The sequence below is a fragment of the Streptomyces sp. 4N124 genome (assembly GCF_052245395.1).
Lineage (GTDB): Bacteria > Actinomycetota > Actinomycetes > Streptomycetales > Streptomycetaceae > Streptomyces.
The window spans coordinates 1-12183 of sequence record NZ_JBQQBS010000056.1 but is presented as its reverse complement, the minus strand read 5'-3'; the positions used below and the strand labels follow the sequence as shown (position 1 = coordinate 12183).

At 68.4% G+C, this 12183-nt stretch carries 11 protein-coding genes and 2 pseudogenes; 10 read left to right on the top strand and 3 right to left on the bottom strand.

Going from position 1 to position 12183, the window contains the following annotated elements:
* Positions 1-38 precede the first annotated feature (38 nt).
* From ACTWQO_RS38250 to ACTWQO_RS38240, 3 genes are all read left to right on the top strand, one after another.
* Entirely contained in the window at positions 39-1559 is a 1521-nt protein-coding gene (locus tag ACTWQO_RS38250; protein WP_443241982.1) for a CYTH and CHAD domain-containing protein, read from the top strand.
* A gap of 80 nt (positions 1560-1639) precedes the next feature.
* On the top strand, positions 1640-3610 hold the full coding sequence (locus ACTWQO_RS38245) for a TIGR03960 family B12-binding radical SAM protein (RefSeq protein WP_443241981.1): 1971 nt from the start codon (positions 1640-1642) through the stop codon (positions 3608-3610).
* Positions 3611-3785: 175 nt separating this feature from the next.
* The gene (locus tag ACTWQO_RS38240) at positions 3786-5843 is read left to right on the top strand and encodes a restriction endonuclease (protein ID WP_443241980.1); all 2058 of its coding nucleotides are present in this window, start codon (positions 3786-3788) and stop codon (positions 5841-5843) included.
* Positions 5844-5878: 35 nt separating this feature from the next.
* Here the strand turns inward: ACTWQO_RS38240 and ACTWQO_RS38235 are convergent, their stop codons facing one another.
* On the bottom strand, positions 5879-6220 hold the full coding sequence (locus ACTWQO_RS38235; protein ID WP_443241979.1) for a winged helix-turn-helix transcriptional regulator: 342 nt from the start codon (positions 6218-6220) through the stop codon (positions 5879-5881).
* Positions 6221-6474: 254 nt separating this feature from the next.
* On the opposite strand from ACTWQO_RS38235, the gene ACTWQO_RS38230 reads away from it, so the two are divergent.
* Positions 6475-7206 (top strand): SDR family NAD(P)-dependent oxidoreductase, encoded by a 732-nt coding sequence (locus ACTWQO_RS38230; RefSeq protein ID WP_443241978.1) that lies wholly within the window; start codon positions 6475-6477, stop codon positions 7204-7206.
* Here ACTWQO_RS38230 and ACTWQO_RS38225 read toward each other — a convergent pair.
* Positions 7203-7399 (bottom strand): annotated as a pseudogene (locus ACTWQO_RS38225) (IS256 family transposase); the annotation flags it as partial. The gene ACTWQO_RS38230 and the pseudogene ACTWQO_RS38225 sit on opposite strands and share 4 nt — an antisense overlap.
* An 8-nt stretch (positions 7400-7407) precedes the next feature.
* Here ACTWQO_RS38225 and ACTWQO_RS38220 point away from each other — a divergent pair.
* Positions 7408-7539 carry a hypothetical protein gene (locus ACTWQO_RS38220; protein WP_443241977.1) on the top strand — a complete coding sequence of 44 codons (132 nt, stop codon included), beginning with the start codon at positions 7408-7410 and terminating at the stop codon, positions 7537-7539.
* Between the two features lie 16 nt (positions 7540-7555).
* Here ACTWQO_RS38220 and ACTWQO_RS38215 read toward each other — a convergent pair whose 3' ends face one another.
* Entirely contained in the window at positions 7556-8203 is a 648-nt protein-coding gene (locus ACTWQO_RS38215) for a dihydrofolate reductase family protein (RefSeq protein ID WP_443241976.1), read from the bottom strand.
* Between the two features lie 153 nt (positions 8204-8356).
* Here ACTWQO_RS38215 and ACTWQO_RS38210 point away from each other — a divergent pair, with 153 nt between their 5' ends.
* The 5 genes and pseudogenes from ACTWQO_RS38210 to ACTWQO_RS38190 form a co-directional block, all read left to right on the top strand.
* On the top strand, positions 8357-9247 hold the full coding sequence (locus ACTWQO_RS38210) for a LysR family transcriptional regulator (RefSeq protein ID WP_443241975.1): 891 nt from the start codon (positions 8357-8359) through the stop codon (positions 9245-9247).
* 119 nt (positions 9248-9366) lie between these two features.
* Positions 9367-9849: a hypothetical protein gene (locus ACTWQO_RS38205; RefSeq protein WP_443241974.1), complete on the top strand. Its 483-nt coding sequence runs from the start codon at positions 9367-9369 to the stop codon at positions 9847-9849.
* A 24-nt stretch (positions 9850-9873) separates the two neighbouring features.
* Positions 9874-10380 (top strand): hypothetical protein, encoded by a 507-nt coding sequence (locus ACTWQO_RS38200; RefSeq protein ID WP_443241973.1) that lies wholly within the window; start codon positions 9874-9876, stop codon positions 10378-10380.
* Between the two features lie 152 nt (positions 10381-10532).
* Entirely contained in the window at positions 10533-11300 is a 768-nt protein-coding gene (locus ACTWQO_RS38195; protein WP_443241972.1) for a TIGR03936 family radical SAM-associated protein, read from the top strand.
* A 262-nt stretch (positions 11301-11562) separates the two neighbouring features.
* Positions 11563-12183, top strand: a pseudogene (locus ACTWQO_RS38190) (Rne/Rng family ribonuclease); the annotation flags it as partial.

Genomic DNA, 12183 nt, shown 5'->3' with positions numbered 1-12183 from the left:
CACTGTCATCTGATCTCGACTGCCACTAGATTCGGTGCATGGCGGACACGAAGCGCGAAATCGAGCGCAAGTACGAATCCGACGAGAGTGGTCTGCCCGACCTCACCGGCGTCGCCGGAGTCGCGGCCGTCATGGACAAAGGTGTCGCCGAACTCGACGCCACCTACTACGACACGGTCGACACCCGCCTCGCGGCGGACTCGATCACGCTGCGCCGCAGGACCGGCGGCTCGGACGCCGGCTGGCATCTGAAGTTCCCGGTCGGCCCCGGGGTCCGGGACGAGATCCAGGCCCCCCTCTCCGACACCCTGCCGCGCACCTTCGCCGGGCTCGTCCGCTCCCGCGTCCGGGACGCCGAGCTGGTCCCCGTCGTCCGGCTCCGCTCCGCCCGCGACGTACGCGACCTCCTGGACGCCGACGGCCGGCTGCTCGCCGAGGTCAGCGTCGACGCCGTACGCGCCGAGCGGCTCACCGAGGGCGGCGGTACCGCCCAGTGGACCGAGATCGAGGTGGAACTCGCCGACGGCGGCGACCCGGCCTTCCTCGACAAGGTGGAGAAACGACTCCGCAAAGCGGGCGTACGACCGTCCGCATCGCCCTCCAAGCTGGCGCGCGCCCTGGCCGACACAGCCCCCAAGAAGAAGCGGCGCAAGGACAAGCCGGCGCCCGCACCCGAGGCCGCCGCGCCCCAGACCGCCGGGGACCATGTGCTGGCCTATCTGCGGGCCCAGCGGGACGCGATCGTCGAGCTGGACCCGGCCGTCCGGCGGGACGTGTACGACTCCGTGCACCGCCTGCGCGTCGCCACCCGCCGGATGCGCAGCGCCTTCAGGTCGTACGGCAAAGTCCTCGACCGCGCCGTCACCGACCCGATCGGCGACGAACTGAAATGGCTCGCCGGCGAGCTGGGCGTCGACCGCGACCAGGAGGTGCTGACCGAGCGCCTCACCGCCGCGCTGGACGAACTGCCCAGGACCCTGATCTCCGGGCCCGTCCGCACCCGGCTGCGCACCTGGACGCACGCTCGGCGCGGCGGCTCCCGGCGGCGGCTGATCGCCGTACTGGACGGGAAGCGGTACCTCGCACTGCTGGAAACCCTCGACGCCCTGATCGCCGACCCGCCCCTGCTGCAAGCGGCGGCCGGGAAGCCGGAGAAGGTCATCGGGAAGGCCGTACGCAAGGACTTCTCCCAGGTGTCCGAGCTGATCGAGGAGGCCCTCGGTCTGCCCTCGGGTCATGACCGCGATGTCCCGCTGCACGAGGCGCGGAAGAAGGCGAAGCGGACCCGCTACTCGGCCGAGTCCGCGGTCCCGGCCCTCGGCGACCCGGCCTCCGCCCTGCTGAAGTCGATGAGGTCCCTGCAGAACCTGCTCGGCGACCACCAGGACAGCGTGATGGCCCGGGAGGCCCTGCGGGAGCTCGCGCAGCAGGCGCACGCGGCGGGGGAGAGCGCCTTCACCTACGGGCTGCTGTACGGACGCGAGGAGCAGCGCGCCGCCGCGGACGAGGCGCAGCTGCCCGGCCTCTGGGCCGAGATCAAGGCCCGGACGGACATCTGAGTGGGCGGGGGAGGTCGTCGGCCGCGTTAGGCTGGATGGTCACCCCCGTCAGTACCGTCCAGCCCACGAAGGTTCGCGAGATGCCCTCCGAAGTCGCTGCGGCCGCAGAATCTGTGTTCCCGCAGCTCGAAGCTCTGCTCCCGCACGTGCAGAAGCCGATCCAGTATGTCGGCGGAGAGCTCAACTCCACGGTCAAGCCGTGGGAGTCGTGCGACGTCCGCTGGGCCCTGATGTATCCGGACGCCTACGAGGTCGGGCTGCCCAACCAGGGCGTCATGATCCTCTACGAGGTCCTGAACGAACAGCAGGGCGTCCTCGCCGAGCGCACCTACAGTGTCTGGCCGGACCTGGAAGCGCTGATGCGGGAGCACGACGTCCCGCAGTTCACGGTGGACAGCCACCGGCCGGTGCGCGCGTTCGATGTCTTCGGGCTGTCCTTCTCCACGGAGCTCGGCTACACGAACATGCTCACGGCCCTGGACCTGGCGGGCATCCCGCTGGAGTCCAAGGACCGTGGCCTGGACGACCCGATCGTCCTGGCCGGCGGCCACGCCGCCTTCAACCCCGAGCCGATCGCCGACTTCATCGACGCGGCGATCATCGGCGACGGCGAGCAGGCCGTGCTCGACATGACGCGGATCATCCGCGAGTGGAAGGCGGAGGGGCGCCCCGGCGGCCGCGAGGAGGTCCTCTTCCGCCTCGCGAAGACGGGCGGGGTGTACATCCCGGCCTTCTACGACGTCGAGTACCTCCCGGACGGCCGCATCGCCCGCGTCGTCCCCAACAAGTCGGGTGTCCCGTGGCGTGTGTCCAAGCACACGGTGATGGACCTGGACGAGTGGCCCTACCCCAAGCAGCCCCTCGTCCCGCTCGCGGAGACCGTCCACGAGCGCATGTCGGTGGAGATCTTCCGCGGCTGCACCCGCGGCTGCCGCTTCTGCCAGGCGGGCATGATCACCCGCCCGGTGCGTGAGCGTTCCATCACGGGCATCGGCGAGATGGTCGACAAGGGCCTGAAGGCGACGGGCTTCGAGGAAGTGGGCTTGTTGTCCCTGTCCTCGGCGGACCACTCGGAGATCGGCGACATCGCGAAGGGCCTCGCGGACCGCTACGAGGAGGACAAGATCGGCTTGTCCCTCCCGTCGACCCGTGTCGACGCCTTCAACGTGGACCTGGCGAACGAGCTGACGAGGAACGGCCGGCGCTCGGGCCTGACCTTCGCGCCGGAGGGCGGCTCGGAACGCCTGCGCAAGGTCATCAACAAGATGGTGTCCGAGGAGGACCTCATCCGGACGGTGGCGACGGCGTACGGCAACGGCTGGCGCCAGGTGAAGCTGTACTTCATGTGCGGCCTGCCGACGGAGACGGACGACGACGTCCTCCAGATCGCCGACATGGCGATGAACGTGATCCAGAAGGGCCGCGAGGTCTCCCGCTCCAACGACATCCGCTGCACGGTCTCGATCGGCGGCTTCGTCCCCAAGCCCCACACCCCCTTCCAGTGGGCCCCCCAGCTCTCCGCCGAGGAGACAGACGCCCGCCTGGAGAAGCTCCGCGACAAGATCCGCGGCGACAAGAAGTACGGCCGCTCGATCGGCTTCCGCTACCACGACGGCAAGCCGGGCATCGTCGAAGGCCTGCTCTCGCGGGGCGACCGCCGCATCGGCGCCGTCATCCGCGCGGTCTACGAGGACGGCGGCCGCTTCGACGGCTGGCGCGAACACTTCTCCTACGACCGCTGGATGCAGTCCGCCGCCAAGGCGCTGGCCCCCTTCGGCGTCGACGTCGACTGGTACACCACCCGCGAACGCACCTACGAGGAAGTCCTCCCCTGGGACCACCTGGATTCCGGGTTGGACAAGGACTGGCTCTGGGAGGACTGGCAGGACGCCCTCGACGAGACGGAGGTCGAGGACTGCCGGTGGACGCCGTGCTTCGATTGCGGGGTGTGCCCGCAGATGGACACGTCCATTCAAATCGGGCCTACCGGGAAGAAGCTGCTGCCGCTGACGGTCAAGAAGGACGCCCCGACCAGCGGGCACGCTCACTGAGGTGAGTGAGGCGCGCGCCCGCGGGTGAGCTGCGCGGACGGCTGATTCCAGTTGCCGTGGCAAGCTGATATCCAGGACGGCGATTGCTGGATAAAGTCGTTTTATTACGACTGGTTGCGGGGGGTGACCAGAGTTCGATCGGCGCTGCCGACATCCCGGGGGAGGGTCTGAGCGCATGAGTCGTCGCTCTGCTGGTTTTGTCAGTACTTGGGCTGAGATGCAGCGTCAGCATCAGCGCCAGATCGAGGCCGAGCAAAGGCACCGTCGGGAAGAGGCCCTGCAGGCACGGGCACACCAACAACGTGCAGCGCGGGAGTACAAGGAATATCGGCAGGCGGAAGCCAGGCTTCGGACGGAGGGGCTGGACGCGCAGGTCGCGATCCTGCAAGGGCTCCTGACCGCGGGTTGTCAGGCATCGGCCTTCAGAGCGTCGTCCCTGATGCGCGTGGCAGAGATTTCCCCGTTCGACCCGGGGCCGCTCGCCTGGCCCGTACGCATGCCGGATCCGAGCCAATATCAGGCGCAGGGCGGCTGGACGGCCAACCGACGTGCACAAGCGCAGGCTGAGGCACGGTCCCGCTTCGAGCACGACTTGTACGCGGCACAGGCTGCCGAAGCGCAGCGACAGCAGCAGTTAGCTGCCGTGCAGCGGGACTACGAACAGTGGGCTGAGGCTCAGCGAGCCGAGGTCCGTCGGCACAATGCCGGCATCACCGAGGCGACCGGGGGTGTCAGACGGGGCGACCCCGAACCCGTGGTTGAGTACTTCTCGGCCGCCCTCTACTCGTCGACTGCCTGGCCCGAAGGCTTCCCCCGGCAGGTGGCAGCGGCCTTCGACTCAGCGGCGCGGCAGTTGGTCCTGGGCTGGGAGCTGCCCGGATACGACGTTGTCCCGGAAGCGAAGTCAGTGAGGTACGTGCCGGCCCAGGACCAGGACAAGGAAACGGCGCGTCCGGCAACCCAGCGCCGGGCGCTGTACCGAGAGGTGTTGGCGCAGAGCGTCCTGCTGGTCCTGCATCAGCTCTTCACTGCTGACGAGTACGGCATCCTCGACTCGGTGGCTCTGAACGGCTTCGTGGACGCCCACGATCCCGCGACAGGCAGACAAGCCCACATCTACCTGGCGACCGTCATGGCCCAGCGAGCGGCTTTCACAAGTCTGCATCTGGAGCAGGTGGACGCGACTAGCTGCCTGACAGAGGCGCTGAGAGGACAGCTCGCAACTCGGCCCGACCAACTCACTTCCGTACGGCCGAGCCGACAGCCTCAGGACGTCGGGAATCGTGTCGTCACCCATGGCAGTGACGAGGAGCCGGACCTGTACGAGATGGATCCGATCGCCTTCGAGTCCCTCGTTGCCGACCTGTTCCGCGCCATGGGGATGCAGGCCGTCACGACGCAGCGCTCGAACGACGGAGGTGTGGATGTCGACGCGCTGGACCCGACGCCCATTCGAGGCGGCAAGATCGTCGTACAGGTGAAGCGCTACCGCAACACTGTGCCGCCCACCGCAGTGCGTGACCTGTACGGCACGGTTCAGGACGTCGGCGCCAACAAGGGTGTTCTGGTGACCACGTCGGGCTTCGGCCCCGGCTCGCACACCTTCGCTCGCGGCAAGCCCCTGGAGTTGATCTCAGGTGGCGAACTCGTCGACCTGCTGCGCCGCCACGGGCTCCGTGGACGCCTGGGGGAGGGAGGACGGCCAGCTCCCGCGCAGCCGACGCCGCCTGGTCCCGCGGCTCCGCCTGATGACTACAACACGCTGGGCATGATGTGGTCCGGCAACGTCGCGTTGGATGTCTGCGCCCTGGTGTGCCATGGCAGCCGGGTTCTCAGCGACGACCACTTCGTCTTCTTCAACAACCCGCAGACCCCGGACGGCTCGGTACACGCAGTGCCGGCAGCGGCGCCGGACAAAGCAGCGATCCGTGTCGCCTTCGATGCATTGCCGGAGGGTGCTGATCGGTTCGTACTGGTGGCTGCCGTCGATCCGGAGGTGAACCCGGATGCTGATCTCTCCGGGTTCACTGATGCCTGTATCCGGTTGCTGGACCCGGCGATGACCGAACTCGGCCGACTGGAAGTCTCCGACGGCCGCTCCGGCGAGACGGCGTTGGTGCTCGGCTCGTTCCGGCACAGGCCGAATGGTGACTGGGACTTCGTGCTCGGTGGGAAGGGCTACACAGGAGGGCTGGAGCAACTCGTCCAGGAGTACGGCATCGCAGTGGAGTAGGAGGAATTGTCAAATTCTGTGGATTGAGCAGGGCTTCATGACGGTGCTTGCGTCGGGTGTATGGCGTCGTAGCGGTTTCGGTTGTCGTTGATCTCGTGGCGGTGTGTGGTGGCCCATTCTCCGAGAGCGACGACGGAGTCCAGTAGTGTCGCGCCGAGTTCGCTGAGCGTGTAGTCCACGCGTGGGGGAACGCTGGGGTGGACGGTACGGGTCAACAGGCCGTCGCGTTCGAGTTGCCGCAGTGTCAGGGTGAGCATGCGCTGGGAGATGCCCTTGACGGTGCGATGCAATTCGCCGAAGCGCAGGGTGCGGTCGCGGAGTTGGCCAATGATCAGGATGCTCCACTTGCTGCCGATCAACCCGAGGATCTGGAGCACCTGCCGGCACGCTTCCTCGTCCGGCTCGCTGCCGGTGCCTGCTGTCGGAGGCTGCGTGGAGTCGCGGTGCTGCGGAGCCGAAGAGGGGTTCGTGCGAGGCGCCAACAGTTACCTCCGTGTGTGTCACTGACATAAATGTGCCGTCTTGCTGCGGCCCTCCCAGTAACAAATCATGGGGCCACTCACAAACAGTAAGTGACCGGTGCCGGGCGAGGTGGCACTGGTCCGATCGCGGTGATCGGAGAGGATTCTTCGTGGTGAAGACGCTCGTTGTTGTCGGTGCCGGCCCGGGGCTGGGGATGGGGGTGGCTCGCGCGTTCGGCCTCCAGGGATTCCAGGTCGGGTTGATCGCCCGTACCAGGGAGAAGCTGGACACCCTGGTCAGTGAGCTGGCCGAGCTGGGCATCACCGCTGCCGCATTTCCTGCCGACATCCGCGATCGTGACGCGCTCACCACCGCCCTCACTGCGGCGAGGGACATGCTGGGCCCGATCGACGTGCTCGAATACAGTCCCAGCCCGACCGGGCCGATCACCCACGCCGCACAGACCACGGCCGACTCCGCCACCGCGCAGTTCGAGCTGCATGTGCTGGGCGCGGTGACGGCCGTGGGCCAGGTACTGCCGGAGATGCTGACCCGGGGCGACGGCACGCTGCTGCTGACCACCGGCGTCTCCTCGACAGTCCCCGCACCCTTTCTGGCCAACGTGGGAATGGCCATGGCCGGCCTGCGCAACTGGGCACACACCCTGCACGCCGAACTCAAGTCGCAGGGAATCCACGTGGGCACGGTGACGATCGCTTCCGGGGTCATCCCCGGCGGCGGCGAGGCCGACCCTGACTCCATCGGCGCCCGCTACTACAGCATGTACCAGCAGCGGAACCGCGTCGAAGAGGTCATCGGCGACCTGGACGCTTTCCGATCCCTCGTCGCCCGGACAAGCGGGCGCGACAGTTCGGCCATACCGATCAGTCCCGCAAACTAGGCCGCATCCTCACCGGAGCGCTCGACGAGACGACCGCGTTCAAAGCGGGCTCCAGCTCGGACGAGGGCGGCGATACGAGGTGAGGCGCGTTCACAGCCCGCCAGCGGGCCTGGGCGGACTCGACGGGTTTGAAGACCATGGCAAGGGCAGCGGCCGCGCTGCCGGCACCCTTGGTGCCCTTGGCCCGCAGCCGCGGCGACGATGGCACTGGTCAGTGCCGCGTTCAGTCAGCATCACCGCTGGGTCGACCTCGGCGGACTGATCCAGCGCATCTCACTCACCATCGGCTGGACCTGGCAGACACTCCTCGCCGTGCGCCTTCTGCACACCTGACGGTGCCCGACGTGGTTCAGAGGCCCGCGCGGGTGAAGGTCACGTGTGTGACTCCGCTGGGTGAGGAGGCGGACTCGATCTTGTAGTCCTGCTCGGTGGCCTCCAGCCCGTCCCAGAGGCGGACGCCTCGGCCCAGCAGGATCGGGGTCACCACGACGTGCATGTGGTCGATGAGGCCGGCGGCGAGGAAGTCGCGGATCACCGTGGCTCCGCCGCCGATGCGTACGTCCTGGCCGCCCGCGGCCTCGCGGGCCGTCTCGAGAGCCTTGGCGGGCGACGTGTCGAGGAAGTGGAAGGTCGTGCCGCCCTCCATCTCGATCGACGGGCGCGGGTGATGGGTGAGGATGAACGTCGGTGCGTGGAAGGGCGGGTTGGGTCCCCACCATCCCTTCCAGTCAGGGTCCTCGTGCCATCCGGGGTAGCCGAACTTGCCGGCGCCCATGATCTCGGCGCCGACCCCGGGCTCGAACTGCCGCGCGAAGGCGTCGTCGAGGCCGCGGGTCCCGCCGGGTTGGCCGGTCATGTTGTGCCAGAACCCGGTGGTGAACATCCACTCGTGCAGCCTTTCGCCGGCGTGGCCGAACGGCGCGTCATGGCTCTGACCGTCACCGGTGCCGAAGCCGTCGAGGGAGATGGAGAAGTTGTGGACGCGGGCGAGCGACATGGCTGGTGCTCCCTTCCATTTGCTGATCACGACTGCTGATCACGGCTGTTGATCGTGCTTTGTTGTGTCAGCTCTTCATGAAGCGATGATGGCCGTCCGGTGCCATGACGTCCAATGTCAATTCTTCCCAGGTCTCATAGATAAACTTAATCCATGCTGAACCTGACGCATCTCAAGGTGCTGGAGGCGGTCGCCCGTCATGGATCGGTGACCGAGGCGGCGAAGGAACTGCATTACTCCCAGCCGTCGGTCAGCCACCACCTGGGGCGGCTGGAGGCAGCCACAGGAGCCAGGCTCATCCAGCGAGCGGGCCGCGGTATCCGGCTCACCCCCGAAGGCGAACTCCTCGCCCAACGGGCAACAGAGATACTGGGACGCGTCGACGCCGCGTCTGTCGAGCTGGCCGCCCGCGTGGGACTTCGCGCCGGACGGGTACGGCTCGCCGGTTTCCAGACCGTCCTGAGCACCCTCGTACCGAGGGCCGCCGCCGAACTGTCCCGGTCGTACCCGGGAATCGAGCTGAACCTCGTCGATGCCCACCCGGTCGAGGGCTTGCAGATGCTGCGTTCCGGACACGTCGACATCGCCTTGATCTTCCGGCACGCCGACACTCCGCTGGAGGAGGAGGGAGTCCGGCTCACCCACCTGCGGGACGACCCCCTCTACCTCATCAGCGACCAACCCCATCCGCGTCTCGAAGACCACCGTGACTCCGCCTGGGTCGGCGGCTGCGAACGCTGCCGAGCCGCCACGATCACGGCATGCGAACGCGCCGGGTTCTCCCCACGCATCGCCTACTCCTGCGACGACACGGTCGTCACCCAGGCGCTGGTGGCCGCCGGGATGGGCGTCGCCATACTCAACGGCCTCGCGTTGCAGGCCCACCGCGCGCCGGGCATCCACACCACACAGCTCACCGGCAACGCCCGCCGGATCTACGCCGCCACATACGGCGACCCGCCGGACCCACCCGCCACCACCGCGCTGATCGAGATCCTGACCTCACAGTCCCGAGTACAGGACCGGGACCCCTCCCGCCAGTGAGCGAATAGCGTCCGCAAGGAGGAGTCGGCGGGAGCCAGGCTCACCTTGGGCGCGGGACGGGGGAAGCGATGGTCGGGATCGCTGTGATGTTCTTTGTCGCGGCCGCGGTCCTTCTTGTGATGACTCTGATCGGTCCGCGGCGGCTCTTCGAGAAGGAGATGAGGCAATACCGCGACCCCGAAGCGGCTGCCAGGGCGCTCATGCCGTCCGACGACCAGTTCCTCTACAGGAGCATCGGGCTGGTGGTGGCAGCGGTGGTCTCGGTGATCGCCGGCTTCTACGCGCTGAGCCTGGCCGATGGCCACGACGACGCCGACGACGGGGTGTCCGCGACCGAGGTGCGGGCGGCCACCGAGGGTCTTGCCAGGGAGATCGACGGCACGGAGAGGCTCGCCTTGGACTTCGGCTACAGCGCCGTGGACATCGAGACCATGCTGATCAACGCCGGGAAGCCCGCACTGGAGGCCGACGGCACCGATGCGGGGTTCACCATCACCAACGCCGAGGGTGAGTACCCGGTGTGTCTGTCGATCGACAGACTGGCCGCGGCGGAACCCGACTGGGTGGAACTCTCCGCGTCGGTGCGCGCGGGCTCCTGCTGACGGGACTGCAAGGGAGGACGTGTCGTGGGCGGCTTTGCAGATCTCGGACGTCGCAGAGCGCTTGTGCTGGCGCTTGGCGGGGCAGTGGCGCTCTCCGCGTGCAGGCAGGGGTCCAGCGGCACCGACGGCGACAAGGTCCGTACGGACGTGGCACCACTGGAGCGCCGGTTCACCGCCCTCGGCCCACTCTCCGACGCTCATTGGCTGGGCGTTGTCATGGGCTCCGGCGAACGGGTGTCGGCGCCGGGTCCCACGGACGTTCGTGTCGTCGGCCTGGCGCGGCTGAGAGAGGGTGGCGTCGCCACACTCGTAGGGGCGCCGCAGCGGGACTTTCAGCCCGCGGAACCGGACCAACCGCCGGGTGCCCTCGCGCAGTTCATGCCGCAGAGCGCACGGTGGGTCCGGAGCGAGTCCTTTGACAGAGAGATGACGAGCGATGCCGACTACGGCGCGTTCTACTTCGATCCGGGTACGGACAGCGTCTACTTCGACACGATCAATCCGAGTCCCGCCTCCAGCGCCGGACCGTGATTCTTACCGCATCCGCACAGAGCGCTGAAGTGTCTACGCGGGAACCTGCGGGCGCCGAGACACGTACTCTTGGTAGCAGTACGACCGCTCTCACGAAGGACTGAACGACACTGGGCAAGCGACAGCCCGAAGGCCCGCCGCCCGCACCCGCGGTGCAGCGCATCCGACTGCGCTACACCAAGCGCGGCCGCCTCCGGTTCACCAGCCACCGTGACTTCCAGCGCGCCTTCGAGCGTGCGCTGCGCCGTGCCGAGGTGCCGATGGCGTACTCGGCGGGGTTCACGCCGCATCCGAAGGTGTCGTATGCCAATGCCGCACCCACCGGCACGGGCAGTGAGGCGGAGTACCTGGAGATCGCGCTCACCGAGGCGCGCGACCCGGAGAAGCTGAGGGTTCTGCTCGACGAGTCGATGCCCACCGGGCTCGACATCATCGAGGCGGTCGAGTCCCGCACCTCGGGGCTCGCCGACCGGCTCACGGCATCCGAATGGGAGCTGCGGCTCGACGGAGTGGACCCGGCCGACGCCGAGCGCGCGGTCCGGGCCTTCACCGCCGCCGAGTCCGTGGAGGTCCAGCGGAGGACCAAGAACGGCGTACGGACCTTCGACGCCCGCCCCGCGGTCGTCAGCCTTGAAACGCACAGTTCGGCAGCTGATAGGCCGACCGACCAGCCCTGTGCGATACTGCGGCTGGTTGTTCGGCACGTGACGCCTGCCGTACGACCCGACGACGTCCTGTCCGGTCTCCGCGCCGTGGCCGACCTGGCGCCGCCGGTCCCCGCAGGGGTGACCAGGCTGGCGCAGGGGCTGTTCGATGAAGAGACCGGCACGGTGACCGACCCGCTCGCGCCCGACCGCGAGGCAGACACGGCCCTCTCATCGGCCGAACCATCGTCTGCCGCCGCGAAGGCACCGGCGTAAGGAAGGTTCCGCGTAGGACGGACGTCGTAGCGCCGCCCTTGTACTCGGGAGCCACCTGGGTCGGGCAGCGCACCGACCAGAAGACTTTCGCCAGGCCGTACGCAAATCGGCGTACGGAACCGGCGAGACAGGACACAGAGAGCTCCCGAGCGGCGACCGCGCCCCGGACGGCGGCACCGCGCATCGCGCGAGCCGCGGACGTCACCGGCATCCACGCCGGACCAGGTGCGGCGCCCGGGAGCCTGACGGGAGAAACGCCCGCATGCTCGAGCCGACCGAACCGAATGAGTCCGTCACGGACTCCGAACCGAACACCCCCAGCGACACCCTGCCGCCGCGTCGTCGGCGCCGTGCCGCTTCCCGCCCGGCGGGACCGCCCGCCGGCACGACAGAGACCGCGGCGGAGACCGTCGCGCCGGCCATACCGGCCGTGGCTGAGTCCGCCGACCTTGCCGAAGAGGCAGTCGAGGCCGCTGTGACCGAGAACATCGAAGAGGCCGCAGCGGTTGCGGCGGCCGAAGAGACTGAAGAGGCCGGAGACGCCGTCATGGCTGAAGAGGCCGCTGAGGTCCAGAAGGCTGAAGAGGCTGAGAAGCCTGTTGAGGCTGCAGAGACGGCCGCGCCCGCCGGGCGTACGCGTCGTCGTGCTGTCCGCCGTGCGTCGGCGCCTGCCGGGGCTGCGGCAGCGCCCGAGGCCGCCGAGACCGTCGTACCGGCCACCGAGGTGGTCGTGCCCGCCGCTGAGACCGTCGAGCCCGCTGCCGACGTGGCCGTCGAGCCGGTCGCGGCTGCGGAGGCCGCCGAGGACGCCGCTCCGCCCCGTGCGCGTCGGCGTGCCACTCGACGGGTGTCCGCGCCTGCCGCTGCCGACGTCGTCGAGACC